Source organism: Pseudomonas sp. GW101-3H06 (assembly GCF_059424605.1).
The window spans coordinates 1,971,691-1,997,193 of the sequence record NZ_JBWKZO010000001.1 but is presented as its reverse complement, the minus strand read 5'-3'; the positions used below and the strand labels follow the sequence as shown (position 1 = coordinate 1,997,193).

Genomic DNA, 25,503 nt, shown 5'->3' with positions numbered 1-25,503 from the left:
GTCTCACTGATCGATCCGTTCTACCAGTCATCGGAAATTGATGCCCTGCCCCTCTGCAACCAGAGGGCTATCCGATATTGAAGCTTTCCTGAAGGAAATCAGATCAATCGAGATTGAGATGCGATATCGAGCAGGATCAGACAATTCTTGTCGGCCATTCTACAGGGACTGCCGACATTTAATAACTAACGGGCCGACAGGAGACAAAAAATCATTTGAAAACAAATAAATACCTGCCATCAAAATAACATCAACTGTCAGCGCCCATCAAATTTCAGCGCGGGTGAGTCTCCAGAAGTTTTTCAAGATACTGACCATAACCTGTCTTCCCCAGACGCTCAGCCTGAGCGGCCAACTCGGTCGCCGTTATCCACCCCTTGTTGTACGCAATCTCCTCCAGGCAAGCCACCTTCAGACCTTGGCGCTTCTCGATGGTATGTACGAAGTGACTGGCTTCCAACAACGAATCATGGGTACCTGTATCCAGCCAGGCGAAGCCGCGACGCAGCATCTCCACCCTGAGCGACTTCTGCTCAAGGTAAACACGGTTGATATCCGTAATTTCCAGCTCCCCCCTTGGCGAAGGCTTGATGTTCTTCGCGATCTCCACGACCTGGTTGTCGTAGAAGTACAACCCCGTCACTGCATAGTTGGATTTTGGGTTCTGCGGTTTCTCTTCAATACTCAGGACCTGGCCGCCTTCATCGAATTCCACAACACCGAAACGCTCCGGATCGGACACGTGATAGCCAAATATGGTCGCACCATTAGCCTGATTGCCCGCCGAGCGCAGGTGCTCGGTGATCTGGCCATAGAAGATGTTATCGCCCAGGATCAGGCAGCAAGGGTCCTCGCCAATGAACTCTTCGCCAATGATAAAAGCCTGCGCCAGACCATCCGGGCTAGGCTGCTCGGCATAACTGAGCTTGATGCCATACAAGCTGCCATCTCCCAGTAATTTGCGAAAATTCGGAAGATCGTCCGGTGTGGAGATAATCAATATTTCACGCATGCCTGCGAGCATCAGCACCGACAGCGGATAGAAAATCATCGGCTTATCGTAGATGGGAAGCATCTGCTTGGAGACACCAAGGGTCAGCGGATGCAAACGTGTGCCGGAGCCACCAGCCAGGATGATACCTTTTCGATTCATCGTGCTCATTTATTCAGGACTTCCCTAAGCATTCGGGTTACACCACTTTGCCAATCCGGCAAGTGTAGAGAAAAATTGTCACGCAGCTTCTGAGTATTCAAACGAGAGTTCAGAGGCCGGCGTGCAAGTGTTGGATAGGCGCTTGTTTCAATCGGATTGATCGTCATCACGGCGAACTGCTCGCCATTGGCCCGGGCAAAATCAATGACGTAACTGGCATAGCCGTGCCAGGACACTTCACCACTCGCTGCCAAGTGGTAAAGCCCCTGCAGTTCAGGGCGCTGAAGGACTTGCTGAATTGCCAATGCGGATACATCAGCTATCAGGTCGGTACCGGTAGGTGCACCAACTTGATCCGCAACGATATCCAGCGTGACGCGCTCCTTGGCTAATCGCAGAATTTTTCTGGCGAAGCTTTCACCACGAACACCATAATTCCAACTGGTCCTGAATATCAGAAATCTACAGCCGGACTGAATAATGGCCTGCTCGCCAGCCGCCTTGCTAAGCCCGTAGCGATTCAATGGAGCAACGGCATCAGTCTCTGTCCAGGGCGTTGAGCCTTGGCCATCGAAGACGTAGTCGGTCGAGTAGTGAACCAATAAGGCATTCAGAGATACGGCCTCTTCAGCCATGACCTGACACGCTTGACCGTTAACCCGGTCCGCCAGTTCGATCTCGAACTCCGCATTATCCACAGATGTGTAAGCAGCAGCATTCACAATGAGCCCAGGTGCATATCGCCGGATTGCGGCACGCAAAGCACGTGGATCAGCAAGATCGACCGCACTGTGATCCACGGCGATCAGCTCGCCGAGCGGAGCCAGGGAGCGTTGAAGCTCCCAACCCAACTGACCGTTTTTTCCGAGCAGAAGGACTCTCATGCCTTGTTCGAGCGGCTCGCATAGTTCTGGTCGATCCACTGCTGATAGCTGCCACTTTTCACATGGGCAACCCATTCAGCGTTCTCGAGGTACCACTCGACGGTTTTACGAATTCCGGTTTCAAAGGACTCTTCAGGCACCCAGCCCAGCTCTCGCTGGATCTTGCCGGCGTCAATAGCGTAGCGCTGATCGTGGCCCGGGCGATCTTGAACGTAAGTGATCAGACTGGCATGGGGACGATGTGCCGAGTCGGGGCGCAGTTCGTCGAGCAGCGCACAGAGAGTATGCACCACCTCAATATTTTGCTTCTCGTTATGGCCGCCAATGTTGTAGGTCTCACCGATAACGCCTTCAGTCACGACCTTGTACAAGGCGCGGGCATGATCTTCAACAAATAGCCAATCGCGAACCTGATCACCTCTGCCATAGACCGGCAATGGCTTGCCTTCCAGTGCGTTCAGAATGATTAGCGGGATCAGCTTCTCAGGAAAATGGAAAGGGCCATAGTTGTTCGAGCAATTGGTCACCAGAATCGGCAGGCCGTAGGTACGACTCCAGGCACGAACCAGATGATCAGAACTTGCCTTGCTTGCAGAGTAAGGCGAACTCGGCTGATAAGGCGTGGTTTCGGTGAAAAGATCTTCTGGCCCCTCGAGATCGCCATAGACTTCGTCGGTCGAAATATGATGAAAGCGAAAGGTGGTTTTCCGGCTTTCATCCAGCGCGGCCCAATAGTGCCGCGCAGCCTCCAGCAACGTATATGTGCCAATTATGTTGGTCTGGATAAACTCAGACGGACCGGAAATCGAACGATCAACGTGGGACTCCGCAGCCAGATGCATGATGGCATCCGGTTGATGGTCGTGCAGGATACGGTCGATTTGATCGCGATTGCAGATATCGACATGCTCAAACACATAACGCGAATCATCACTAACACTGCTTAATGATTCGAGATTACCTGCATAAGTTAGTTTATCGACGTTAACGACAGAATCGTTAGTGCTGGAGATGATGTGGCGAATGACTGCCGAACCAATAAACCCGGCGCCACCGGTAACTAGAATTTTCACGCGGTACCATACCCTTGCGTCGCTGACAGAGCCACCAACTGCACGCTGCCTAATCCATGAATGCAAAAGCCATCAAGTCAGCCGAGGCTTTCGACCGAGACAATCTAAACCGATATGCGAATATGCCACTATCGAACAAGCACAGCATTTTACAGCTTAATGACGGTTTTACTATTGGATATAGACAAGCTGTGGACGGTTTGAGCGCTCCCACCTCCATGTGGAAGTCAAGCAAGGCGCCTGCGAGATGCTCTGGATGCACGTCCCAGAAACCAGCTGACAATCGGCCCGACCACCATGCCAATGAGCAAGGCAACCACCATGACCACCGATACCGGAAGTTGCGGACCGGCCCAGCCCAGGAATAGCAGGGTAACGGATTGCTGATTCTCGAGAACGAACGCCAGGATCACCAGAACCAGCAACAGGACGAACACCGCGATCAATACGCGCTTGAGGTTACGCATGAGCGGCTCCTTGTAGAGTGGCGACGATCAAAGCCCTTCCTCTTCTTCCTCGTTCACACGGTCGCGCAGTTCTTTGCCTGGCTTGAAATGTGGCACGAACTTGCCGTCGAGGCTGACGGACTGACCGGTTTTTGGATTGCGCCCTACGCGCGGTGCGCGATAGTGCAGAGAGAAGCTGCCAAAGCCGCGGATCTCGATGCGATCACCGGTGGCCAGACATTGGGACATTTGCTCAAGCATGGTCTTGATGGCCAGCTCCACATCCTTGGATGAGAGCAGCCCTTGATGGGTGACAATTCGTTCGATCAACTCCGACTTCGTCATATTTTTCCCTTCTTTTTCAAGCAGCTAGGAAAATCGCTCCCACGGTTTTAGCATGCCCTAACGAATTTGAACAGTCCAAGTTTTGACATCTCCCTGCACACCGCGCAATACCCGGTTTTCAGGCCCGCGAGCCATAGCGTTCACCTGCATATAACCAACATGGTGCGCGTCAGGTATCCCGCCGGATTGAAGCCGAAGGGGAAGTCATCCTCATCCTTGGCATCATCAGACCTTGTCACAACCTTGTAGCCGGCCCCCTTGCACTCCTTCGCCGCTCGTTTGCGGCACTTCTCCCAACCCGACCCCAGCCCCGAACAATCAACCTCAATACCACTGACCCCGCGCACTGCATGAGTCTTGGCACTGGTGGTGCACCCCGCCAGTGCCAGCATTGCTATCGCTACTACGAGCTTGTTCATTCACTTCCTTATGCCAGGCGCTCGGCCCGACCGTCGTTCGCTTCAGAATAAAGACTAGCTGTAATTAAACGATTGATCCCGCTAAAGAAAGAGACATCCTATAACGGCCGTTTGTTTCACGCTCAACCAAAGCCAGGCCATACACCCCATGACCCCGGTCAAATTCCAGGCATAAAAAAGGGCGACCGAAGTCGCCCTTTTTTTACAGAAAGTCAGAACTTAGTTCTGTTTTTCCGCTTGTGCAGCACGCAGCAGGTCACCCAGGGTGGTGGCTACTGGAGCGTCACCAGCTACTGGCTTGTCGCGCAGGCTCTGGATGGCTTCTTTCTCGTCTTCAACGTCTTTCGACTTGATCGAGAGCTGGATTACACGGCTCTTGCGGTCAACGCTGATGATCTTGGCTTCTACTTCTTCGCCTTCTTTCAGAACGTTACGCGCGTCTTCAACGCGGTCACGGCTGATTTCGGAGGCTTTCAGAGTTGCTTCGATATCGTCGGCCAGAGTGATGATGGCGCCTTTAGCGTCAACTTCCTTCACGATGCCTTTAACGATGGCGCCTTTGTCGTTCTCTTGAACGTACTCGGAGAACGGATCGCTTTCCAGTTGCTTGATACCCAGGGAGATGCGCTCGCGCTCTGGGTCAACCGACAGGATAACGGTGTCCAGCTCGTCGCCCTTCTTGAAGCGGCGAACGGCTTCTTCGCCCACTTCGTTCCAGGAGATGTCGGACAGGTGAACCAGACCGTCGATGCCGCCGTCCAGACCAATGAAGATACCGAAATCGGTGATCGACTTGATGGTGCCGGAGATCTTGTCGCCCTTGTTGAACTGGCCAGAGAAGTCTTCCCATGGGTTCGACTTGCACTGCTTGATGCCCAGGGAGATACGACGACGCTCTTCGTCGATGTCCAGAACCATAACTTCCACTTCGTCGCCGACTTGTACGACTTTCGAAGGGTGGATGTTCTTGTTGGTCCAGTCCATTTCAGAAACGTGTACCAGACCTTCAACGCCTTCTTCCAGCTCAGCGAAGCAGCCGTAGTCGGTCAGGTTGGTTACACGAGCGGTAACGCGAGTGCTTTCTGGGTAACGGGCTTTGATAGCAACCCATGGATCTTCGCCCAGTTGCTTGAGGCCCAGGGAAACACGATTGCGCTCGCGATCGTACTTCAGAACCTTGACATCGATCTCGTCGCCAACGTTGACGATTTCGGAAGGATGCTTGATACGCTTCCAAGCCATGTCGGTAATGTGCAGCAGGCCATCGACGCCACCCAGATCGACGAATGCGCCGTAATCGGTGAGGTTCTTGACGATACCTTTGACTTGTTGGCCTTCCTGCAGGGATTCCAGCAGAGCTTCGCGCTCGGCGGAGTTCTCGGCTTCCAGGACGCTGCGACGGGAAACGACAACGTTGTTGCGCTTCTGGTCGAGTTTGATGACCTTGAATTCCAGCTCTTTGCCTTCCAGGTGCGTGGTGTCGCGCACTGGACGGACGTCAACCAGAGAACCTGGCAGGAACGCACGGATGCCGTTAACGTCGACAGTGAAGCCGCCTTTAACCTTACCGTTGATAACGCCCTTGACCACTTCTTCGGCTGCGAAGGCTGCTTCCAGAACAATCCAGCATTCAGCGCGCTTGGCTTTTTCACGGGACAGCTTGGTTTCACCGAAACCGTCTTCAACCGAGTCCAGAGCAACGTGAACTTCGTCACCGACGTTGATGTTCAGTTCGCCAGCGTCGTTGTAGAACTGCTCCAGCGGGATCAGTGCTTCGGACTTCAGGCCAGCGTGAACGGTTACCCAGCGAGCCTGGTAATCGATATCAACGATAACACCGGTGATGATGGAGCCTGCCTGAAGGTTCAGGGTCTTTAGGCTTTCTTCAAAGAGTTCCGCAAAGCTTTCGCTCATTTTAATTCCTGTTGATGAGGGCGAAGAATACGCCCATCTCCACATCCCAGACGATGTGGGTCAGTTTCATTTAAAAGAAGCGCCACAGGACTATGACTGGTCCCCTGCGGCCCTCTTGGTCACCCGGCGATATCGCGAATGGCGATCTCGCTCATGATGCGTTCCAGCACCTGGTCGATGGATAATTCCGTGGAATCCAGCTGTATGGCGTCAGCCGCCGGCTTGAGCGGGGCTACCGCTCGCTGGGTGTCACGCTCATCGCGCGCACGTATCTCATCTAGCAGACTCGACAGACTAACACCATCGACTTTGCCCTTCAACTGCAAGTATCGACGGCGCGCACGCTCCTCGGCACTGGCGGTGAGGAAAATCTTCAGCGGCGCATCCGGAAAAACCACCGTACCCATGTCACGTCCATCGGCCACCAGGCCCGGCGCTTCCTGGAAGGCGCGCTGGCGCTGCAGCAGCGCCTCGCGCACCGCAGGCAATGCAGCCACCTGGGAGGCACCCGAACCGACGCTTTCCGTACGGATCACGTCGCTGACTTCGTCACCTTCCAGAATGATGCGTTGCAACTGACCGTCGGTCGCCGCAATGAATTGCACATCCAGATGAGCGGCCAGTTTCTTCAGCAATTCTTCATTGGTCAGGTCGACGCCGTGGTTATGCGCGGCGAACGCCAGCAACCGGTAAAGCGCACCGGAATCCAGCAGGTTCCAGCCCAGGCGCTTGGCCAGTATCCCGGCGACGGTGCCTTTACCGGAGCCGCTTGGCCCATCAATGGTGATGACCGGTGCAATGTTTTTCACGACTGAGCCTCTTGGGCAACGCGGATACCGACCTGCGCGCACAGCGCGAGGAAGTTGGGAAACGACGTCGCGACGTTGGCGCAATCATGGATGCGGATCGGCGCAGAGGCCCGCAGCGAGGCAACACTGAACGCCATGGCAATCCGGTGATCGCCGTGACCGTGCACTTCGCCGCCACCGATCAGGCCGCCATCGATAATGATGCCGTCCGGCGTCGGTTCGCACTTGACGCCCAGCGCCAGCAAACCATCCGCCATGACCTGGATACGGTCCGATTCCTTGACCCGCAGCTCTTCGGCGCCACGCAGCACGGTACGCCCTTCCGCGCAGGCGGCCGCTACGAACAGCACCGGGAACTCGTCGATGGCCAATGGCACCAGCTCTTCCGGAATCTCGATACCTTTGAGTTTAGCTGCCCGCACACGCAGGTCAGCCACCGGCTCGCCGCCGACTTCACGTTGGTTTTCCAGGGTGATGTCAGCGCCCATCAGACGCAGGATGTCGATCACCCCGGTGCGGGTCGGGTTGATGCCGACGTGTTCGAGCACCAGCTCCGAACCTTCGGCGATCGATGCGGCCACCAGGAAGAACGCCGACGACGAGATATCGCCCGGCACTTCGATGTGGGTCGCCGTCAGCTTGTTGCCGGATTCGACCGACGCGGTTGCGCCATTGACGGTGACCGGGTAGCCAAAGCCGCGCAGCATGCGCTCGGTATGGTCACGGGTCGGCGCAGGCTCGGTCACGGTGGTTTTTCCATCGGCGTACAGACCCGCCAGCAGCAGGCAGGATTTAACCTGGGCACTGGCCATCGGCATGGTGTAAGTCAGGCCTTTGAGCTTGTTGCCACCGCGGATGGTCATCGGTGGACGACCTTCAGCAGCGGTTTCGATCACGGCACCCATTTCACGCAGCGGATTGGCCACGCGATTCATCGGGCGCTTGGACAGCGAAGCGTCACCGGTCAGGGTGCTGTCGAAGTTCTGCGCGGCCAGCAGGCCGGACAGCAGGCGCATCGAAGTACCCGAGTTGCCCAGATAGATCGGACCCGGCGCAGGCTTCAGGCCATGCAGGCCGACGCCGTGAATGGTCACGCGACCGTGGTGCGGGCCTTCGATCACGACGCCCATGTCACGGAAAGCCTGAAGCGTCGCCAGGGCGTCTTCGCCCTCGAGGAAACCTTCCACTTCGGTGACGCCTTCGGCCAGGGAGCCAAGCATGATCGAACGGTGGGAAATCGATTTGTCACCCGGTACGCGAATCCGACCGGACAGGCGGCCACCAGGTTGAGCCAGGAAAATCAGATCGTTGGAATTCATAGCGTCCACATAGGCCCTGCGGGCCAGGATTTTACTGAAATGCTCGCGGGCAACCCGGGCGCGAGTGAAAACGCCCAACAATTGGTGCCCATCCCCTGCATCGACCGCGTCGCGCAAGGCGTCGAGGTCGCTGCGAAATGTATCGAGTGTGCGCAGGACAGCCTCGCGGTTAGCGAGGAAAATGTCGTGCCACATCACCGGGTCGCTTCCGGCAATTCTTGTGAAATCGCGGAAACCGCCCGCAGCGTAACGGAAGATCTCAAGGTTTTCATTGCGCTTGGCCAATGAGTCGACCAGGCCGAACGCCAGCAAGTGCGGCAAATGGCTGGTTGCCGCCAACACTTCATCATGGCGCTCGACCTGCATGTGCTCGACATCGGCGCCTAATTCGCGCCACAAGCGGTCGACCACGGCCAAGGCTGCCGGATCGGTCTGGTCCAGCGGCGTCAAAATCACTTTATGGCGACGGAACAGCTCGGCATTGGAGGCTTCTACCCCACTCTGCTCGGAACCGGCAATCGGGTGCCCCGGCACAAACCGCGACGGCATGCCGCCAAACGCTTCGGTAGCGGCACGCACGACATTACCCTTGGCACTGCCGACGTCGGTCAGGATCGCCCCGCCCAGCTTCATGCCTGCCAGTCGGGCCAGCAGTTTTTCCATGGCGAGGATCGGCACGGCCAACTGGATAACGTCGGCACCCTGGCAAGCCACTGCCAGGTCGTCTTCACAGCGATCCACCACGCCCAGCTCTACCGCCAGCTTGCGCGACTGCGGATCGAGATCGACCCCGACCACTTCGCGGCACAGGCCACTTTCACGCAACCCCTTGGCAAACGAACCGCCGATCAACCCGAGACCGACCACCACCAGGCGCCCGATCATAGGTTCAGCAGATTGCAACGCAGTGACATCAACCACGAGCCAGAACCTTGGTCAGCGCCTCAAGGAAGCGGCTGTTTTCCGCTGGCAGTCCAATGGTGATGCGCAAGTGATTCGGCAGGCCGTAGTTGGCCACCGGACGCACAATCACGCCTTCGCGCAGCAAGCCCTGGAACACCGGAGCGGCTTCGCGGCCGACATCGACACAAATGAAGTTGCCTTTGGAAGGAATCCAGCTCAACCCCAACTCACGAAAACCCGCTTCCAGTTGCTGCATGCCGGCTTCGTTCAGGCGACGGCTTTCAGCCAGGTACTCGGCGTCTTGCAGTGCGGCGCAGGCAGCGGCCAGGGCCAGGCTGTTGACGTTGAATGGCTGACGCACGCGGTTCAGCACATCGGCGACCACGGCAGTGGACAAGCCATAACCGACCCGCAGCGCCGCCAGGCCATAAGCCTTGGAGAAGGTGCGCGAAACCAGCAGGTTCGGGTACGCCGCCAGGAAATCCAGGCCGTCCGGCAAGTCGCTGCCTTCGGCGTACTCGATGTAAGCCTCGTCCAGCACCACCAGCACGTGCTCCGGAACGTCTTGCAGGAATTCGTCCAGCGCCTCGGTATCGAACCAGGTCCCGGTCGGGTTATTCGGGTTGGCGATGAACACCACACGGGTATTGGCATCGATCGCCGCGAGCATCGCCGGCAGGTCATGACCCCAGTTTTTGGCCGGGATGACCTTGGCCTGGGCACCCACGGCCTGGGTCACGATCGGATAGACCGCAAACGCATGCTCGCTGAACACCGCATTCAGGCCCGGGGCCAGATAGGCACGCGCAACCAATTCAAGGATGTCATTGGAGCCGTTGCCCAAGGTCACCTGATTGAGCTCGACGCGGCATTGCTCAGCCAGCAGGGTCTTGAGCGCAAAACCGTTGCCGTCGGGATAGCGGGTCAGGTCGGCCAGCTCTTCGCGGATGGCCGCCAATGCCTTGGGGCTGGCACCCAGCGGGTTTTCGTTGCTCGCCAGTTTGACAATGCTGGCCGGATCGATGTCCAGCTCGCGCGCCAGTTCGTCCACGGGCTTGCCAGGAACGTAAGGCGAAAGTTGTTGCACGCCCGGCTGTGCCAGAGCGAGGAAATTGCCACTCATTTGCTACCGCCCTTAGAGAACTGCTTTCGGGTAGGAACCCAGCACTTTGAGTGCTACTGCTTCCTGACTGATCTTTTCCAGCACACCTTTTACCAGCGGATCGCGGTGGTGGCCGACAAAGTCGATGAAGAACACGTAGGTCCATTTACCGCTGCGCGACGGACGGGTCTCGATTCGCGTCAGGTCGATGCCGTTATCATGGAACGGCACCAGCAACTCATGAAGCGCACCGGGTTTGTTGCTCATGGAAACGATGATCGAGGTCTTGTCGTCGCCGGTCGGCGGCACTTCCTGGTTGCCGATCATGAGGAAACGCGTGGAGTTATCCGGACGGTCCTCGATTTTCTCGGCCAGGCGGGTCAGACCGTACAAGCCGGCTGCCATGTCGCCGGCAATCGCCGCCGAGTTCCACTCGCCCTTGACCCGCTTTGCCGCTTCGGCGTTGCTGGACACCGCCACGCGTTCGACATTCGGGTAGTGCGCATCCAGCCACTTGCGGCACTGGGCCAGGGACTGGGCGTGGGAATAGATACGACTGATGCTGTCGGTCTTGGTGTTTTCACCGACCAACAGGTGGTGGTGAATCCGCAGCTCGACTTCACCGCAGATCACCATGTCGTGTTCGAGGAAGCTGTCGAGGGTGTGGTTGACCGCGCCCTCAGTGGAGTTTTCCACCGGAACCACGCCAAAGTTCACCGCACCGGCCGCCACCTCACGGAACACCTCGTCGATCGCCGCCATCGGCTTGCTGATCACCGCGTGACCAAAGTGCTTCAGGGCCGCCGCCTGAGTAAAGGTGCCTTCCGGGCCGAGGTAAGCCACTTTCAACGGCTGCTCGAGGGCCAGGCACGAGGACATGATTTCACGGAACAACCGCGCCATCTCTTCGTTGCCCAGCGGTCCCTGGTTGCGCTCCATGACGCGCTTGAGCACCTGAGCTTCACGCTCAGGACGATAGAACACCGGCACTTCGCCTTCGGCCAGCGAGGCCATCTTTACTCGCGCGACTTCCTGGGCGCAGCGCGCACGCTCACTGATCAGCTCCAGGACTTTCTCGTCCAGGGCATCAATGCGCAGGCGCAGTGCCTTGAGTTCTTGCTCAGACATTAGCCGTGTTCCTTCTCGAACTCTGCCATGTACGCCACCAGCGCGTTGATCGCGTTGATGTCGACGGCGTTATAGATGGAAGCGCGCATGCCGCCCACGGAGCGGTGCCCCTTGAGGTTCAGCAGGCCACGCTCGTCGGCGCCCGCCAGGAACGGCTTGTCCAGACGGTCATCCGCCAGGCGGAACGGCACGTTCATCCACGAGCGGTCCGACTTGTTGATCGGGTTACTGTAGAGACCGCTGGCATCGATGAAGTCATACAGCGTGCGCTGCTTCACTTCGTTAAGCTTGCCGATGGCTTCGACACCACCCTGCTCTTTGAGCCACTCGAACACCAGGCCGGACAGGTACCAGGCCAGGGTCGGCGGGGTGTTGTACATCGAGCCGTTATCGGCCGCGACCTTGTAGTTGAGCATGGTCGGGCACAGGGAACGGGCGTGACCGAGCAGGTCTTCGCGAACGATGTTGACCACGATGCCGCTCGGGCCGATGTTTTTCTGGGCGCCGGCGTAGATCATGCCGAAGCGCGAGACATCCATCGGGCGCGAGAGGATGTCCGACGACATGTCGGCCACCAGCGGAACATCACCGGTTTCCGGGACCCACTGGAATTCCAGGCCGCCAATGGTTTCGTTCGGCGCGTAGTGTACGTAGGCCGCGTCCTTGGACAGCTTCCACTCGTTCTGGCCGGGGATGGCGAAGTAGTCGTAGGGCTTGGCGGTAGCGGCAACGTTGACGTGACCGTAGCGCGACGCTTCTTCAATGGCTTTCTGTGACCAGATACCGGTGTCGATATAGTCGGCAGAGCCGCCTTCGGGCAGCAGGTTCAGCGGAATCTGGGCAAATTGCTGGCTGGCGCCGCCTTGCAGGAACAGCACTTTATAGTTCGAGGGGATATTCAGCAGATCACGCAGATCCTGCTCGGCCTTGGTGGCAATGGACACGAACTCATCACTGCGATGGCTCATTTCCATGACCGACAGGCCCTTGCCGTGCCAGTCGAGGAGTTCACCCTGGGCGCGCTGCAGGACAGCTTCGGGAAGCGCCGCAGGACCGGCGCAGAAGTTATAGGCTCTCTTGCTCACATCCAATCTCGCTCTGATTTGGTGGTATCACGCAATAAATCACATTATCAATCGACACCGGGTCCCTGCTGAAGCAGACAACCTGAGGGAGCGAGCCTGCTCGCGAATGCATCACCGCGGTGTTTCAGAGATACCGCGGCGCCTGCTTCGCGAGCAGGCTCGCTCCCACAGGGGATATCCATGGGTGTCGACTTTTTCCATGCGGACAAACAACAAGGGGGCGAATTTTCATCCGCCCCCTCATGTCCACTTACTCTTGTGGCTCTTCGTCAGCAGCGGCGTCGAGTTGCTGGTCTTCGGCAACGTCGTCATTCACGACCTCACCGACAAACCCGGCACCCTCTTCACCTTCAAAACCTTCACCTTCGAGTTCTTCACCCTCGACTTCCGACGGCTCCTGAACCCGCTCAAGGCCGACCAGGGTTTCATCCTTGGCCAGTTTGATCAGGGTCACACCCTGGGTGTTACGGCCCAGGCTGGAAACTTCATCGACACGGGTACGCACCAGGGTGCCCTGGTCGGAAATCAGCATGATCTCCTCGCCGTCGAGCACCTGTACCGCGCCGACCAGACGGCCGTTACGTTCGTTGCTGACCATGGCGATAACGCCCTGGCCGCCACGCTTGTACTCAGGGAACTCGGTGATCGCCGTACGCTTGCCGTAACCACGCTCGGAGGCGGTGAGGATCTGGCTGCCTTCTTCCGGGATCAGCATGGAAATCAGCTTCTGGCCTTCCGGCAGACGCATGCCGCGCACACCGCGGGCGGTACGGCCCATGGCGCGAACGTCGGATTCCTTGAAGCGCGTCACCTTGCCACCATCGGAGAACAGCATGACTTCACGCTCGCCATCGGTGATCGCGGCAGAAATCAGCACGTCGCCTTCATCCAGCTCCAGCGCGATCAGGCCGACGCTGCGCTGACGGCTGAAGGATTCCAGCGGGGTCTTCTTCACGGTGCCGTTAGCGGTAGCCATGAAGATGTAGTGACCTTCGGTGTATTCCTCGACCGGCAGCATGGTGGTGATGTATTCACCGTCATCCAGCGGCAGCAGGTTGACCAGCGGACGACCACGGGCCGCACGGGATGCTTCAGGGATTTCGTAGGTTTTCAGCCAGTACACCTTGCCCTTGCTGGAGAACAGCAGCAGCGTGGTGTGGCTGTTGGCAACCAGCAGGTGAGCGATGTAGTCCTCATCCTTGACGCCGGTGGCCGACTTGCCTTTACCGCCACGACGCTGGGCCTGGTACGCAGCCAGCGGCTGGGTCTTGGCGTAGCCACCGTGGGAAATGGTCACGACACGGTCTTCTTCCGGAATCATGTCGCCCAGTGTCAGATCGAGACGGGCGTCGAGGATTTCGGTGCGACGCACGTCGCCGTACTCGGCGCGGATCACTTCCAGCTCTTCGCGGATCACTTCCATCAGACGCGTGGCGCTGTTGAGGATGCGGATCAGTTCGCCGATCTGGTTGAGGATCTCTTGATACTCAGCCAGCAGTTTTTCGTGTTCCAGACCGGTCAGACGGTGCAGACGCAGTTCCAGAATGGCTTGCGCCTGTTCCGGCGACAGGAAGTACTTGCCGTCGCGCAGGCCGTATTGCGGATCGAGGTTTTCCGGACGGCACGAATCGGCACCGGCACGCTCGACCATCGCCACCACGGCGGAAGACTCCCAAGGGGTGCTGACCAGCGCTTCCTTGGCTTCCGACGGTGTTGGCGAGGCTTTGATCAGGGCGATGACCGGGTCGATGTTCGACAGGGCAACGGCCTGACCTTCCAGAATGTGTCCACGTTCACGCGCCTTGCGCAGTTCGAACACGGTACGACGGGTCACGACTTCGCGACGGTGACGGACGAAGGCTTCCAGCAGGTCCTTGAGGTTCAGGATCCGCGGGCGGCCGTCGATCAGCGCGACGATGTTGATACCGAACACTGCCTGCAGCTGGGTCTGGGCGTAGAGGTTGTTGAGGATCACCTCCGGCACTTCACCGCGGCGCAGCTCGATCACGACGCGCATACCGTCCTTGTCGGACTCGTCGCGCAGTTCGGTGATGCCTTCGAGTTTCTTCTCTTTGACCAGCTCGGCGATCTTCTCGATCAAACGTGCCTTGTTGAGCTGGTAAGGGAGTTCGGTGATGACGATCTGCTGACGACCACCGACCTTGTCGATGTCTTCGATGATCGAGCGGGCACGCATGTAAATGCGGCCGCGACCGGTGCGGTAGGCCTCGATGATGCCGGCGCGACCGTTGATGATCGCGGCGGTCGGGAAGTCCGGACCGGGGATGTATTGCATCAGCTCGTCGACAGTCAGCTCGGGGTTGTCGATGAGCGCCAGGCAACCGTCGATGACTTCACCGAGGTTGTGCGGCGGAATGTTGGTCGCCATGCCCACGGCGATACCGCTGGAGCCATTGACCAACAGATTGGGAATACGGGTCGGCATGACCGCCGGGATCATTTCGGTGCCGTCGTAGTTCGGCACCCAGTCCACGGTTTCCTTGTGCAGGTCAGCCAGCAGCTCGTGCGCCAGCTTGGTCATGCGCACTTCGGTGTATCGCATGGCCGCGGCGTTGTCGCCGTCCACCGAACCGAAGTTGCCCTGACCGTCTACCAGCAGGTAGCGCAGCGAGAATGGCTGCGCCATCCGAACGATGGTGTCGTACACCGCGGTATCACCGTGCGGGTGATACTTACCGATCACGTCACCGACAACACGGGCAGATTTCTTGTACGGCTTGTTGAAGTCGTTACCCAGCTCGCTCATCGCGAACAGCACACGCCGGTGCACGGGCTTCAAGCCGTCGCGCGCATCCGGCAGTGCCCGCCCGACAATTACGCTCATCGCGTAGTCGAGGTAGGACTGCTTCAGCTCGTCTTCGATATTGACCGGGAGGATTTCTTTGGCCAGTTCGCCCATGAGAAGCCTGATTCCTTTTTCTGGTGAAACCTCGTCACATCCATATGGGACGAACGAAGCTCGCCGCTGCAGGCTGAGTGCCATGCACCGACTTACGACAAATCAACGAGTTATGCCATGGATCTGCGCAGTAAAGGTCGCCCCATCGGGCAACCCTGGAAACCGCCGGATGTTATCACAAGAGCCGCCACGCACCTATCCCCCAGATGCGCATGGAGTGTAGTTAGTTGACTGATGGCAGGCTTGAAGGGGATCAGAGGGGCTTAGAGCGACTGCGAATGCAGAATCAGGAGCCGAATTACAGATGTTTATTGACTTTCAGGACCTAATCGCCAGCAGGCTGGCTCCCACGGTTGATCCGTATCAAGCACAAACTCAGCCTGCTTGCCCCCACAGTTGATCCGTGTCGATCACAAACCCTGTGGGAGCCAGCCTGCTGGCGATGGCGTCCTTTCGATCGCCACGCCCATCAATGCAGACGCTTGCGGCACATCAGTTGCGCCATTTTCGCCGTGTCCGGCCGCTCGACGATGCCTTTTTCGGTGACGATGGCATCGATCAGATCCGCAGGCGTCACGTCGAACACCGGGTTGAACGCATCGACTTCAGCCCCGACCCGCTTGCCGCCGACCTCAAGTAACTCACGGCCATCGCGCTCTTCGATCGGAATGTCGTCGCCGCTGGCCAGGTTCATGTCGATGGTTGAACTCGGCGCCACCACCATGAAACGCACACCGTGGTGCATGGCATTGACCGCCAATTGATAGGTGCCGATCTTGTTCGCCACATCGCCATTGGCCGTGATCCGGTCCGCACCCACGATCACCCAGGTAATGCCCTTGGTTTTCATGATATGGGCCGCGGCGGAATCGGCATTGAGGGTCACCGGGATCCCTTCGTTGGCCAGCTCCCAGGCCGTCAGCCGTGAGCCTTGCAGCCATGGACGGGTTTCGTCGGCGTAGACACGCTCAACCATACCCTCGATGAACGCCCCGCGAATCACCCCCAGCGCCGTACCGAAGCCGCCGGTGGCCAGCGCGCCGGTGTTGCAATGGGTCAGGATCGCCTGGGCATTGCCCTGGTGCTTGCGGATCAGATCGACGCCCAACTGCGCCATGGTCAGGTTGGCTTCGCGATCACTTTCATGAATGGCGATGGCCTCGGCCTCCAGCACCGCCAGCGGATCGGCATTGTCTTTCAGGCGATCCAGCCGGTCATGCATGCGATTCAAGGCCCAGAACAGATTGACCGCGGTGGGGCGGGAATCGGCGAGCAGCGCGAAATCCTCCTCCAGCGCGGCGTACCAGTCGCCCCCTTCAGCAATCCGGGTGCGGGCTGCCAGCACGATGCCATAGGCCGCACTGATGCCAATTGCCGGTGCCCCGCGCACCACCATCGAGCGAATCGCCTCGGCCACGCCAGCCGCGCTGGTGTAGGCAATCCAGGTTTCCTCGAACGGCAAAATACGCTGATCCAGCAGATACAGGGCGCCATCACGCCAATCGATGGCCTTCACCTTCTCCGCAGCCAACAGTCGATCGCGCATCCCACACCCCGCACTCATGAACAAAAGCCGACGATTATAGCGATCCCCCCGCGAAGACGCTCGGGTATACTTCGCCATCCTTTACAACAGCACTGGAACCGCCCCTCGATGCCGAACACTGCCGCTGCGCTCGACCTGTTATTGCTGCCGACCTGGCTGGTACCCGTCGAACCCGCCGGCGTTGTCCTCAAGGACCATGGCCTGGGTATTCGCGACGGGCGCATTGTCTTTATCGGCCCACGCGCCGCCGCCCTGAAGCTTAACGCAAGCGAAGTCCGCGAACTGCCGGACATGTTGCTCAGCCCCGGGCTGATCAATACCCATGGACACGCGGCAATGACCCTGTTCCGTGGCCTGGCCGATGATTTGCCCTTGATGACCTGGCTGGAAAACCATATCTGGCCGGCCGAGGCCAAATGGGTCGACGAGGATTTTGTACGCGACGGCACGGATCTGGCCATCGCCGAACAACTCAAAGGTGGCATCACCTGCTTCTCTGACATGTACTTCTTCCCGAAGGTTGCCAGCGAGCGCGTGCACAACAGCGGCATTCGTGCGCAGATCGCGATTCCGATCCTCGATTTCCCGATCCCCGGCGCCAGTTCGGCGGACGAAGCCATTCGTCAGGGCGTCGAGCTGTTTGGCGATCTCAAGCACCACCAACGCATCAAAGTTACCTTCGGCCCCCATGCACCCTACACCGTGGGCGATGAAAACCTGGAAAAAATCCGGGTGATCGCCGAAGAACTGGACGCCTCGATCCACATGCACGTGCATGAAACCGCCTTCGAAGTGCAGCAAGCGGTCGAACAGCGTGGCGAACGCCCACTGGCCCGCCTCGCTCGCCTGGGCATGCTGGGACCGCGTTTCCAGGCGGTTCATATGACCCAGATCAGCGATGAAGACCTGGCGCTGCTGGTAGAAAGCAACACCAACGTGATTCATTGCCCGGAATCGAATCTGAAGCTCGCCAGCGGGTTTTGCCCGGTGGAGCGCTTGTGGCAGGCCGGAGTCAACGTCGCCGTGGGTACCGATGGCGCCGCCAGCAACAACGACCTGGACCTGCTCGGCGAAACCCGCACCGCTGCGCTTCTGGCCAAAGCTGTCGCCGGCTCGGCCACCGCCCTGGATGCCCATCGCGCGCTGCGCATGGCCACCCTCAATGGCGCCCGCGCCTTGGGGCTCGAAGCCGAGGTCGGTTCCCTGGAGCTGGGCAAAGCCGCCGACATGGTGGCCTTCGACCTTTCCGGCCTGGCACAGCAACCGGTCTACGACCCTGTTTCGCAACTTATATATGCCACGGGCCGGGACTGCGTGAAGCACGTCTGGGTCGCCGGCAAGCAGTTGCTCGACGATCGTCGCCTGACCCGCCTGGATGAAGAACAACTGGTCACCAGCGCCAAGTCCTGGGGACTGCGCATCAGCGGCCGCACCGAATAACGAGGCCCCTTGTGCGGGGGCATCAGGATTTTTCAAGTTTTTCGAGGATTGAAACCATGAGCAACGTCGACTACGCCGAAATCGCCAAATTCGAGGCCCTGGCCCATCGCTGGTGGGACCGCGAAAGCGAGTTCAAACCGCTGCACGATATCAACCCGTTGCGGGTCAACTGGATTGACGAACGCGTCAATCTGGCCGGCAAAAAAGTCCTCGACGTCGGCTGCGGTGGCGGCATCCTCAGCGAAGCCATGGCCCAGCGCGGCGCCACCGTGACCGGTATCGACATGGGCGAAGCGCCGCTGGCGGTCGCACAATTGCATCAGCTGGAATCCGGTGTGAATGTCGAATACCGGCAGATCACTGCCGAAGCCCTGGCCGAGGAAATGCCGGAGCAGTTCGACGTGGTCACCTGCCTCGAAATGCTTGAACACGTGCCAGATCCATCCTCGGTGATCCGCGCCTGCTTCCGCATGGTCAAGCCCGGCGGCCAGGTGTTCTTCTCCACCATCAACCGCAACCCGAAGGCGTACCTGTTCGCCATCGTCGGCGCCGAATACATCATGAAGCTGTTGCCCCGCGGCACCCACGACTTCAAGAAATTCATCCGCCCTTCCGAGCTCGGTGCCTGGAGCCGCATGGCCGGCCTGACCGTCAAGGACATCATCGGCCTGACCTACAACCCCCTGACCAAGCACTACAAACTGGCGGCCGACGTGGACGTCAACTACATGATCCAGACCCTGCGCGAGGAGTAAGCCGATGCGAATCAGAGCAGTTCTTTTCGACATGGACGGTACCCTGCTCGACACCGCGCCGGACTTCATCGCGATCTGCCAGGCGATGCGTGCCGACCGCGGCTTGCCGCCCATGAACGACAAACACATTCGCGATGAAATTTCCGGCGGCGCCAAGGCGATGGTCGCGGTGACCTTCGCTATGGACCCGGAATCGCCGGGCTTCGAGGAGCTGCGTCTGGAGTTCCTCGAGCGCTACCTCGTGGGCTGTGCAGTCCACAGCAAACTGTTCGACGGCATGGGCGAACTGCTGGCCGACATCGAGAAAGCCAACCTGATCTGGGGCGTGGTCACCAACAAGCCGCTGCGCTTTGCCGAGCCGATCATGCAACAGCTTGGGCTGGCCGAACGTTCGGCGCTGCTGATTTGCCCGGATCATGTAAAGAACAGCAAACCGGACCCGGAGCCGCTGATCCTCGCCTGCAAGATGCTCGACCTCGACCCGGCCAGCGTGCTGTTCGTGGGCGATGACCTGCGTGATATTGAATCGGGTCGCGATGCCGGCACCCGGACCGCCGCCGTGACCTTCGGCTATATCCACCCGGATGATAATCCGCGGCACTGGGGTGCGGATGTGGTGGTCGATCATCCGCTGGAATTGCGCAAGGTGCTTGATAGCGCGCTCTGTGGCTGCTGAGAGCCGGTTTCTACCCGGGCAAGCCCGCTCCCACAGGGTATGTTGGTGGATACAAAATATGTGGACACCTTCAATCCTTGTGGGAGCGGGCTTGCCCGCGATCGGAAGCGCCGCGATCTGTCTTCTGTTTTGTGAGGTTTTTTATGTTTGATTATTCCGCCCGCCCTGACTTGCTTAATGGCCGGGTCATTCTCGTCACCGGCGCCGGTCGTGGCATCGGTGCAGCCGCCGCAAAAACCTTTGCCGCCCACGGGGCGACCGTGCTGCTTTTGGGCAAGAGCGAAGCCAACCTGACCCAGGTCTATGACGAAATCGAAGCCGCCGGCCACCCGCAACCGGCCGTGATCCCGTTCAACCTGGAAACCGCCCTACCCCATCAATACGATGAGCTGGCCGCGATGATCGAGAGCGAATTCGGTCACCTCGACGGCCTGCTGCACAACGCTTCGATCATTGGTCCGCGCACACCGATCGAGCAGCTCTCCGGCGAGAATTTCATGCGGGTGATGCAAGTCAACGTCAACGCCATGTTCATGCTCACCAGCACCCTGTTGCCGCTGCTCAAGCTGTCCCAGGACGCCTCGGTGGTGTTCACCTCCAGCAGCGTCGGCCGCAAGGGTCGTGCGTACTGGGGCGCTTACGGCGTCTCCAAGTTCGCCACCGAAGGCCTGATGCAGACCCTGGCGGACGAAGTCGATACTGTGGCGCCGGTACGCTCCAACAGCATCAACCCGGGCGCCACCCGCACCAGCATGCGCGCCCAGGCCTATCCAGGGGAAAACCCGCTGAACAATCCAACACCCGAGGAGATCATGCCGGTCTACCTGTACCTGATGGGTCCGGACAGCACCGGTATCAACGGCCAGGCATTCAACGCACAGTAATACCGTACGTCGCTTTTGTGCCGCGCCGACTTCCCGTCGCGGCATTTGAGCATCCTGTTCTTCTACAAAGCAGATTAAACTTGTGCGAAATGTCCTACGGGACTGACGGACCAGTATGACGCGCAGCCCAAAGCCGCTCTCACCCAGCTTGTAAGACAGTCTTACTGCTCAAGGGCGCGCGCCATATGAAATCACCTTCCCAGACCAACGCAATTGACTTCGACAGCGCCAAATTGCAACGCCTGGGCTTTGGTCAGCAGCAACCGACTCTGGAACGGCCAGTCAGTCTTGCGCAACTGCGCCAGCAACTGAGCATGCAGCTGCAAACCAGTCTGGAACCCCAACGCATTCTCGGGCTTTTTTTCCGTGAGGTTCAGCGCCTCGTACCACTTGATGCCTTGAGCTATGAGCACAAGAGCAGCGATCTGCGCCTGGAATTCGGCCAACGCGGTCACCACTCGATCAGCTACAGCCTCAGCCATGAAGGCGAACACCTGGGTGAGCTGGTGTTTCGTCGCAACCAGCGCTTCAGCGAGCAGGAACAGGGCAACCTCGAATCGTTGCTGGCCGCGCTGCTCTACCCGATGCGCAACACCCTGCTGTACCGCGCCGCGACTCAAAGTGCACTGCGCGATCCGCTGACAGACACCGGCAACCGCATCGCCATGGACCAGACGCTGCTGCGGGAAATCGAAGTCTCGCGGCGTCATCTGCACCCCTTGTCGCTGCTGATGCTGGACATCGATCACTTCAAGCAGATCAACGACACCCATGGGCACAGTGTCGGCGATGAAGTGCTTAAAGCGGTCGCCGCCTTGATCAAGCAACAGTTGCGCAACGTGGACATGGTGTTTCGTTTTGGCGGCGAAGAGTTCCTGATCGTACTGTCCAACACCAATCGCGAAGCGGCGGCCCTGGTCGGCGAGCGACTGCGTCTTGCAGTGCAGACCGAGGAGTTTGTGGCGGAGGGCCGTTCGATCGAACTGACCGTGAGCCTGGGTTGCTCGACCCTGCTGCCCGGCGAGTCTGCCGAGAGCTTGTTGCGAAGGGCCGATAATGCGCTGTACGTCGCCAAGCGCGAGGGGCGTAATCGGTTGACGATGGCGGGTTGAGTTTCAAGTAACAGCACAAAACAGTGTGGGAGCGAGCCTGCTCGCGAATGGTCTTTCAATCAACATCATTGTTGAATGTCAGATCGCATTCGCGAGCAAGCCCGCTCCCACAGTTTTTATTGCGTGTTATTCGGATCAGCTCTCGGCCAATGCCAATCGCTCACGGACTACCGGCGTTCGTTCCGCGTACTCCAACTGCATGCAACGCTCCAGAAACAGGTACATGTAGTCGTAGCTCTTGCACACGGCCTGACGCAATTCCACTTGCAGGGCCTTGCTCGGGTTCATGCCTGCCAGCGTGCAGATGATTTCCAGCGCTTCCCAGGGATGGGCATCGTCATACTGGGCGTGCATCTTCAGCCACTTCATGGCGCGCTTGCGATCTTCCTCGGGGAACGATGCCGCGTATACCCCATTGGAGCAGACCAGCGCCGACCACTCGCCGGTCGCCCCTTCAATGGCGTAGTTGGTCGCGGCAATGGCCACGATCAGCGAATCCGCCGAACTGGTGTGCCAGCACCAATGACTCAAGGCATGCAGTTCAGGGGCCACTTGTTGCGCTTGCAGATCTTCCAGGCTGACACCGTGTGCGCGGCTCCAGTTAACCCAATAATCGGCATGGTTCAATTCGACGCGAATGTTGCGCATCAGCCAGCGACGCGCCATGTCTTCGCCCGGATGACGGGCAAAACGGGTCTTGGTCAGGTTTTGTGCCATGTATAACGCGAACTGTTCGACCACCGGCCAGCCACCTATCAGGTACTGACGCATGGTCTTTGCACTGAGCTTGTTGTCACGCATGCGCTGATACAGTTCGTGTTCGACAACCCGGCGCTTGCTCTCGCTGCAATCCTGAATCAGGCGCTGGGCCCAGGCAGGATAACTTGCAGCTTCCATGAGGGGTCCGGTTCGGTTGAATGTGTCGATCACTGTCGAGCTCCTTTTGATTGTGATTGTTAGATCAGCGAAAGATTTCAACGGAACGTGCCAGGGGCCTTGAACAACAAAGGCTGGGGCCTGGCAGGACGACTTTGCAGGCTGTCAAAGGTAAACAATTGCGGGCGTTCTATGACATACCCTTGAGCGTAATCCACCCCAATCTCCAGCAATGCCTGCTCGATCTGAGGCGTCTCGACAAACTCGGCAATCGTACGTTTACCCATGACGTGACCGATGTGATTGATCACTTCGACCATGGCGCGGTTAACCGGGTCGTCCAGCATATCCTTTACGAAACTCCCGTCGATCTTCAGGAAGTCTACAGGCAAATGTTTCAGATACGCGAATGAAGACATACCGGCGCAAAAGTCATCCAGTGAAAAAAGGCATCCCAAGCCTTTGAGTTCATTGATAAAACGAATTGCACTGCCAAGATTGGAAATTGCACTGGTTTCGGTGATTTCAAAACAAATCATTTCAGGCGGAATGGAATAAGTAACGAACTGTTCCCGCAGGAAGTCTAGAAACGCCTCATCACCTATGGTCGTGCCTGACAGATTGATCGCACACATGGCCAGCGGCCCCTGACGTGTTTCGGCGCGGCATTGGGCAATGATCTTGAAAACATTCTGCACCACCCAGCGATCAAGGGATGTCATCAAGCCGTAGCGTTCGGCGGCCGGGATGAAACTGTCGGGAAGAATCATGCGGCCAGCTTCATCATGCAGGCGCAACAGGATTTCGATATGCCCGCTGCCCGGCTCGGTATGACCGAGGGGCGCAATTTCCTGGGCATACAGACAGAAGCGATCCTCTTCGAGCGCCATGTGCAAACGCTGCACCCAGGCCATTTCACCGAAGCGCAGGGACAACTCCGAATCGTCGGGGTGATAGACCTGAACCCGGTTACGGCCTTTTTCCTTGGCCATGTAGCAAGCCATGTCGGCAGCGCGCAACGACGCTTCGAGGGTGGTCGGATTGTGCGCGACATGCACCAGACCGATGCTCACGGTGGTCACGAAAGGCCGGCCCTTCCATACGAAATGCAGGTTTTGCACGGTCTGCCGCAACCCCTCGGCAATTTTCTCCGCCGCTTCCGGCGCACAGTTCTCCAGCAAAATGCCAAACTCGTCGCCGCCGAGCCGGGCCAGGGTATCGCCCTCGCGCAGTCCGGATTGCAGCAGTGCACAGATGTGCCGCAGCAACTCGTCACCCGCCGCATGGCCACAGGTATCGTTGACCAGTTTGAACTGATCCAGGTCGAGGAACATCAGGGCATGGCGCCCCGACTGCCGCGTCAGATTGTGCAACGCCTGTTCCAGGCGATATTCGAATTCGCGGCGGTTGGCCAGACCGGTCAAGGCGTCATGGGAGGCCTGCCAGGACAGATTGGCAATGTATTGCCGCTCCTGGGTCATGTCGTGCAACACCAGTACCGTGCCGCTGACCTTGCCGGCATTGCGGATCGGCGCGCCAACCAGCGTTACCGAGACCGTGCTGCCGTCCAGGCGTTGAATCAGTTTTGAATGCTCGCTGCCACCGCTGAGCTGACCGCTCAGTATGCGTTCGATCAGGGTGAAACCATCGGTCTGCGCGTTGTCGTCCAACAGATTGAACAGCGCCGCCAACGGCAAGCCGGTCGCCTGCTCCGCCTTCCAGTGAGTCAACGCCTCGGCAGCCGGGTTCATGTAGGCGATGGCGCCATCCACATCGGTAGTAATCACCCCGTCACCGATCGATTGCAGGGTGATCTGCGCCCGGTCTTTTTCCAACTGCAGGGCATCGGCAAAGGCGTGGCGTTGCTTGAGCAGTTTATGGGTACGCATCAAGGCCAATGCGATCAAGCCCAGGGCTGTGGCGAGGTTGATCGCCAGCAACAGGCGAAGAATCACCCGCGATCCCTCTCCCAAGGCATCACTGAAGGCTTTTGCCGCCGGGGTGACTTCATCGTTGATCGCGAAAATCTGCGCCTTCCAACGCTGGATGTCGGTATCGGAAGCCGGGCTGGCGGTGATGTGCCGGTGCATGTCGCGAGCAACGTCATCGAGCTGGACCAGATACGCGTCACCCACTGTCCAGAGGTCGATGGCTTTCTCAAGGTAGCTGAAGTGCCGGAAATTCAGGTACAGCCAAATCAGGCTGGATACATCGTCCGGATGATTGCCGCCCTTGAGGATCGCTGCGCGTGCCGCTTCGATATTCGGCGGCTGGTGGTCCAGCGCCACACGCAACTCGTGACCGCCCTGAGGCACGGCGATGGCGTTCTGGTATTTGAGAAAAATCCCTTCATCGCCGCTGTCGGCATAGAGATTGAGGTAATAGATGGCGTCTTTCTGGCCCTTGGACCACAGGCTTTCACCGGCAACGTAGCCACGGACCGCCGAAAGCACATAAAGGCTGACACCGCCCAGCAGGGCCTGAAACAGCACGACAGCGATAAATGGCCAGACGATGCCCAGCAACCGTGGCGTACCAAGAGTCCGCGTTTGATTCATGAGTTCCCTTGCATTAGCACTGCTTGATCGTCATCCGGACGAAATCGCTACCGCAAGACTAGGGGGCGATCCCGGTTCCGGCAAGCGGCAGATCTCATTGCAGTACAAACGCCAGGCCTATATATGCACTGCCAACGCAGTACCGAGGCCGTGGTG

Annotated in this window: 21 protein-coding genes; 5 read left to right on the top strand and 16 right to left on the bottom strand. The window is 58.5% G+C overall.

From position 1 onward, the window contains the following. Positions 1-274 precede the first annotated feature (274 nt). The 14 genes from rfbA to mtnA form a co-directional block, all read right to left on the bottom strand. On the bottom strand, positions 275-1,162 hold the full coding sequence (rfbA, locus tag AC07ZE_RS09115; RefSeq protein ID WP_207263526.1) for a glucose-1-phosphate thymidylyltransferase RfbA: 888 nt from the start codon (positions 1,160-1,162) through the stop codon (positions 275-277). Beyond that, a complete protein-coding gene (rfbD, locus tag AC07ZE_RS09110; protein WP_207263524.1) occupies positions 1,159-2,037 on the bottom strand; it encodes a dTDP-4-dehydrorhamnose reductase in 879 nt (292 codons plus the stop codon). Before rfbD ends, rfbA begins: the two co-directional genes overlap by 4 nt. Next, positions 2,034-3,110, bottom strand: a complete 1,077-nt coding sequence (rfbB, locus tag AC07ZE_RS09105; RefSeq protein ID WP_207263522.1) for a dTDP-glucose 4,6-dehydratase — start codon at positions 3,108-3,110, stop codon at positions 2,034-2,036. Before rfbB ends, rfbD begins: the two co-directional genes overlap by 4 nt. A gap of 227 nt (positions 3,111-3,337) precedes the next feature. Further along, positions 3,338-3,577 carry a LapA family protein gene (locus tag AC07ZE_RS09100; RefSeq protein WP_207263520.1) on the bottom strand — a complete coding sequence of 80 codons (240 nt, stop codon included), beginning with the start codon at positions 3,575-3,577 and terminating at the stop codon, positions 3,338-3,340. A gap of 27 nt (positions 3,578-3,604) precedes the next feature. Continuing rightward, complete coding sequence (gene ihfB / locus AC07ZE_RS09095; RefSeq protein WP_007899751.1) at positions 3,605-3,901, bottom strand: integration host factor subunit beta; 297 nt, start codon at positions 3,899-3,901, stop codon at positions 3,605-3,607. 140 nt (positions 3,902-4,041) lie between these two features. Next, positions 4,042-4,320: a hypothetical protein gene (locus AC07ZE_RS09090; protein ID WP_207263518.1), complete on the bottom strand. Its 279-nt coding sequence runs from the start codon at positions 4,318-4,320 to the stop codon at positions 4,042-4,044. A gap of 219 nt (positions 4,321-4,539) precedes the next feature. After that, a complete protein-coding gene (gene rpsA / locus AC07ZE_RS09085) occupies positions 4,540-6,234 on the bottom strand; it encodes a 30S ribosomal protein S1 (RefSeq protein ID WP_180206812.1) in 1,695 nt (564 codons plus the stop codon). Between the two features lie 119 nt (positions 6,235-6,353). Then, positions 6,354-7,043 (bottom strand): (d)CMP kinase, encoded by a 690-nt coding sequence (gene cmk, locus AC07ZE_RS09080; protein WP_077047283.1) that lies wholly within the window; start codon positions 7,041-7,043, stop codon positions 6,354-6,356. Continuing rightward, positions 7,040-9,247: a bifunctional prephenate dehydrogenase/3-phosphoshikimate 1-carboxyvinyltransferase gene (locus AC07ZE_RS09075; RefSeq protein ID WP_259332016.1), complete on the bottom strand. Its 2,208-nt coding sequence runs from the start codon at positions 9,245-9,247 to the stop codon at positions 7,040-7,042. Before AC07ZE_RS09075 ends, cmk begins: the two co-directional genes overlap by 4 nt. A 28-nt stretch (positions 9,248-9,275) precedes the next feature. Next, on the bottom strand, positions 9,276-10,388 hold the full coding sequence (gene hisC, locus AC07ZE_RS09070; RefSeq protein ID WP_207263515.1) for a histidinol-phosphate transaminase: 1,113 nt from the start codon (positions 10,386-10,388) through the stop codon (positions 9,276-9,278). Between the two features lie 12 nt (positions 10,389-10,400). Beyond that, entirely contained in the window at positions 10,401-11,495 is a 1,095-nt protein-coding gene (gene pheA / locus AC07ZE_RS09065; protein WP_020800126.1) for a prephenate dehydratase, read from the bottom strand. Continuing rightward, the gene (gene serC / locus AC07ZE_RS09060) at positions 11,495-12,580 is read right to left on the bottom strand and encodes a 3-phosphoserine/phosphohydroxythreonine transaminase (protein ID WP_207263513.1); all 1,086 of its coding nucleotides are present in this window, start codon (positions 12,578-12,580) and stop codon (positions 11,495-11,497) included. Before serC ends, pheA begins: the two co-directional genes overlap by 1 nt. Before the next feature lie 250 nt (positions 12,581-12,830). After that, a complete protein-coding gene (gene gyrA, locus AC07ZE_RS09055) occupies positions 12,831-15,500 on the bottom strand; it encodes a DNA gyrase subunit A (protein ID WP_207263510.1) in 2,670 nt (889 codons plus the stop codon). A gap of 469 nt (positions 15,501-15,969) precedes the next feature. Next, positions 15,970-17,046, bottom strand: a complete 1,077-nt coding sequence (gene mtnA, locus AC07ZE_RS09050; RefSeq protein WP_207263508.1) for an S-methyl-5-thioribose-1-phosphate isomerase — start codon at positions 17,044-17,046, stop codon at positions 15,970-15,972. Positions 17,047-17,154: 108 nt separating this feature from the next. Between mtnA and AC07ZE_RS09045 the strand changes: the two genes are divergently transcribed. The 5 genes from AC07ZE_RS09045 (at position 17,155) to AC07ZE_RS09025 (ending at position 21,913) form a co-directional block, all read left to right on the top strand. Next, on the top strand, positions 17,155-18,486 hold the full coding sequence (locus tag AC07ZE_RS09045) for a TRZ/ATZ family hydrolase (protein WP_207263506.1): 1,332 nt from the start codon (positions 17,155-17,157) through the stop codon (positions 18,484-18,486). Positions 18,487-18,542: 56 nt separating this feature from the next. Then, on the top strand, positions 18,543-19,241 hold the full coding sequence (gene ubiG / locus AC07ZE_RS09040) for a bifunctional 2-polyprenyl-6-hydroxyphenol methylase/3-demethylubiquinol 3-O-methyltransferase UbiG (RefSeq protein WP_007973655.1): 699 nt from the start codon (positions 18,543-18,545) through the stop codon (positions 19,239-19,241). A gap of 4 nt (positions 19,242-19,245) precedes the next feature. Further along, complete coding sequence (mupP, locus tag AC07ZE_RS09035; RefSeq protein ID WP_095196485.1) at positions 19,246-19,917, top strand: N-acetylmuramic acid 6-phosphate phosphatase MupP; 672 nt, start codon at positions 19,246-19,248, stop codon at positions 19,915-19,917. A 143-nt stretch (positions 19,918-20,060) separates the two neighbouring features. Then, positions 20,061-20,801: a YciK family oxidoreductase gene (locus AC07ZE_RS09030; protein ID WP_207263504.1), complete on the top strand. Its 741-nt coding sequence runs from the start codon at positions 20,061-20,063 to the stop codon at positions 20,799-20,801. Positions 20,802-20,986: 185 nt separating this feature from the next. Further along, positions 20,987-21,913 carry a GGDEF domain-containing protein gene (locus tag AC07ZE_RS09025; RefSeq protein ID WP_207263502.1) on the top strand — a complete coding sequence of 309 codons (927 nt, stop codon included), beginning with the start codon at positions 20,987-20,989 and terminating at the stop codon, positions 21,911-21,913. A 135-nt stretch (positions 21,914-22,048) separates the two neighbouring features. On the opposite strand, the gene AC07ZE_RS09020 is transcribed toward AC07ZE_RS09025, so the two are convergent. Continuing rightward, positions 22,049-22,810 (bottom strand): iron-containing redox enzyme family protein, encoded by a 762-nt coding sequence (locus AC07ZE_RS09020; RefSeq protein WP_219739390.1) that lies wholly within the window; start codon positions 22,808-22,810, stop codon positions 22,049-22,051. 77 nt (positions 22,811-22,887) lie between these two features. After that, positions 22,888-25,347: an EAL domain-containing protein gene (locus tag AC07ZE_RS09015; RefSeq protein ID WP_207263498.1), complete on the bottom strand. Its 2,460-nt coding sequence runs from the start codon at positions 25,345-25,347 to the stop codon at positions 22,888-22,890. Between the last annotated feature and the right edge of the window lie 156 nt (positions 25,348-25,503).

Excerpts from the sequence above, each read along its gene's own strand:
- rfbA (WP_207263526.1), bottom strand. The coding sequence starts at position 1,162 with ATGAGCACGATGAATCGAAAAGGTATCATCCTGGCTGGTGGCTCCGGC.
- rfbD (WP_207263524.1), bottom strand. The coding sequence starts at position 2,037 with ATGAGAGTCCTTCTGCTCGGAAAAAACGGTCAGTTGGGTTGGGAGCTT.
- AC07ZE_RS09100 (WP_207263520.1), bottom strand. The coding sequence starts at position 3,577 with ATGCGTAACCTCAAGCGCGTATTGATCGCGGTGTTCGTCCTGTTGCTG.
- ihfB (WP_007899751.1), bottom strand. The coding sequence starts at position 3,901 with ATGACGAAGTCGGAGTTGATCGAACGAATTGTCACCCATCAAGGGCTG.
- AC07ZE_RS09090 (WP_207263518.1), bottom strand. The coding sequence starts at position 4,320 with ATGAACAAGCTCGTAGTAGCGATAGCAATGCTGGCACTGGCGGGGTGC.
- rpsA (WP_180206812.1), bottom strand. The coding sequence starts at position 6,234 with ATGAGCGAAAGCTTTGCGGAACTCTTTGAAGAAAGCCTAAAGACCCTG.
- AC07ZE_RS09075 (WP_259332016.1), bottom strand. The coding sequence starts at position 9,247 with ATGATCGGGCGCCTGGTGGTGGTCGGTCTCGGGTTGATCGGCGGTTCG.
- hisC (WP_207263515.1), bottom strand. The coding sequence starts at position 10,388 with ATGAGTGGCAATTTCCTCGCTCTGGCACAGCCGGGCGTGCAACAACTT.
- pheA (WP_020800126.1), bottom strand. The coding sequence starts at position 11,495 with ATGTCTGAGCAAGAACTCAAGGCACTGCGCCTGCGCATTGATGCCCTG.
- gyrA (WP_207263510.1), bottom strand. The coding sequence starts at position 15,500 with ATGGGCGAACTGGCCAAAGAAATCCTCCCGGTCAATATCGAAGACGAG.
- mtnA (WP_207263508.1), bottom strand. The coding sequence starts at position 17,046 with ATGCGCGATCGACTGTTGGCTGCGGAGAAGGTGAAGGCCATCGATTGG.
- AC07ZE_RS09045 (WP_207263506.1), top strand. The coding sequence starts at position 17,155 with ATGCCGAACACTGCCGCTGCGCTCGACCTGTTATTGCTGCCGACCTGG.
- ubiG (WP_007973655.1), top strand. The coding sequence starts at position 18,543 with ATGAGCAACGTCGACTACGCCGAAATCGCCAAATTCGAGGCCCTGGCC.
- mupP (WP_095196485.1), top strand. The coding sequence starts at position 19,246 with ATGCGAATCAGAGCAGTTCTTTTCGACATGGACGGTACCCTGCTCGAC.
- AC07ZE_RS09030 (WP_207263504.1), top strand. The coding sequence starts at position 20,061 with ATGTTTGATTATTCCGCCCGCCCTGACTTGCTTAATGGCCGGGTCATT.
- AC07ZE_RS09025 (WP_207263502.1), top strand. The coding sequence starts at position 20,987 with ATGAAATCACCTTCCCAGACCAACGCAATTGACTTCGACAGCGCCAAA.
- AC07ZE_RS09020 (WP_219739390.1), bottom strand. The coding sequence starts at position 22,810 with ATGGAAGCTGCAAGTTATCCTGCCTGGGCCCAGCGCCTGATTCAGGAT.
- AC07ZE_RS09015 (WP_207263498.1), bottom strand. The coding sequence starts at position 25,347 with ATGAATCAAACGCGGACTCTTGGTACGCCACGGTTGCTGGGCATCGTC.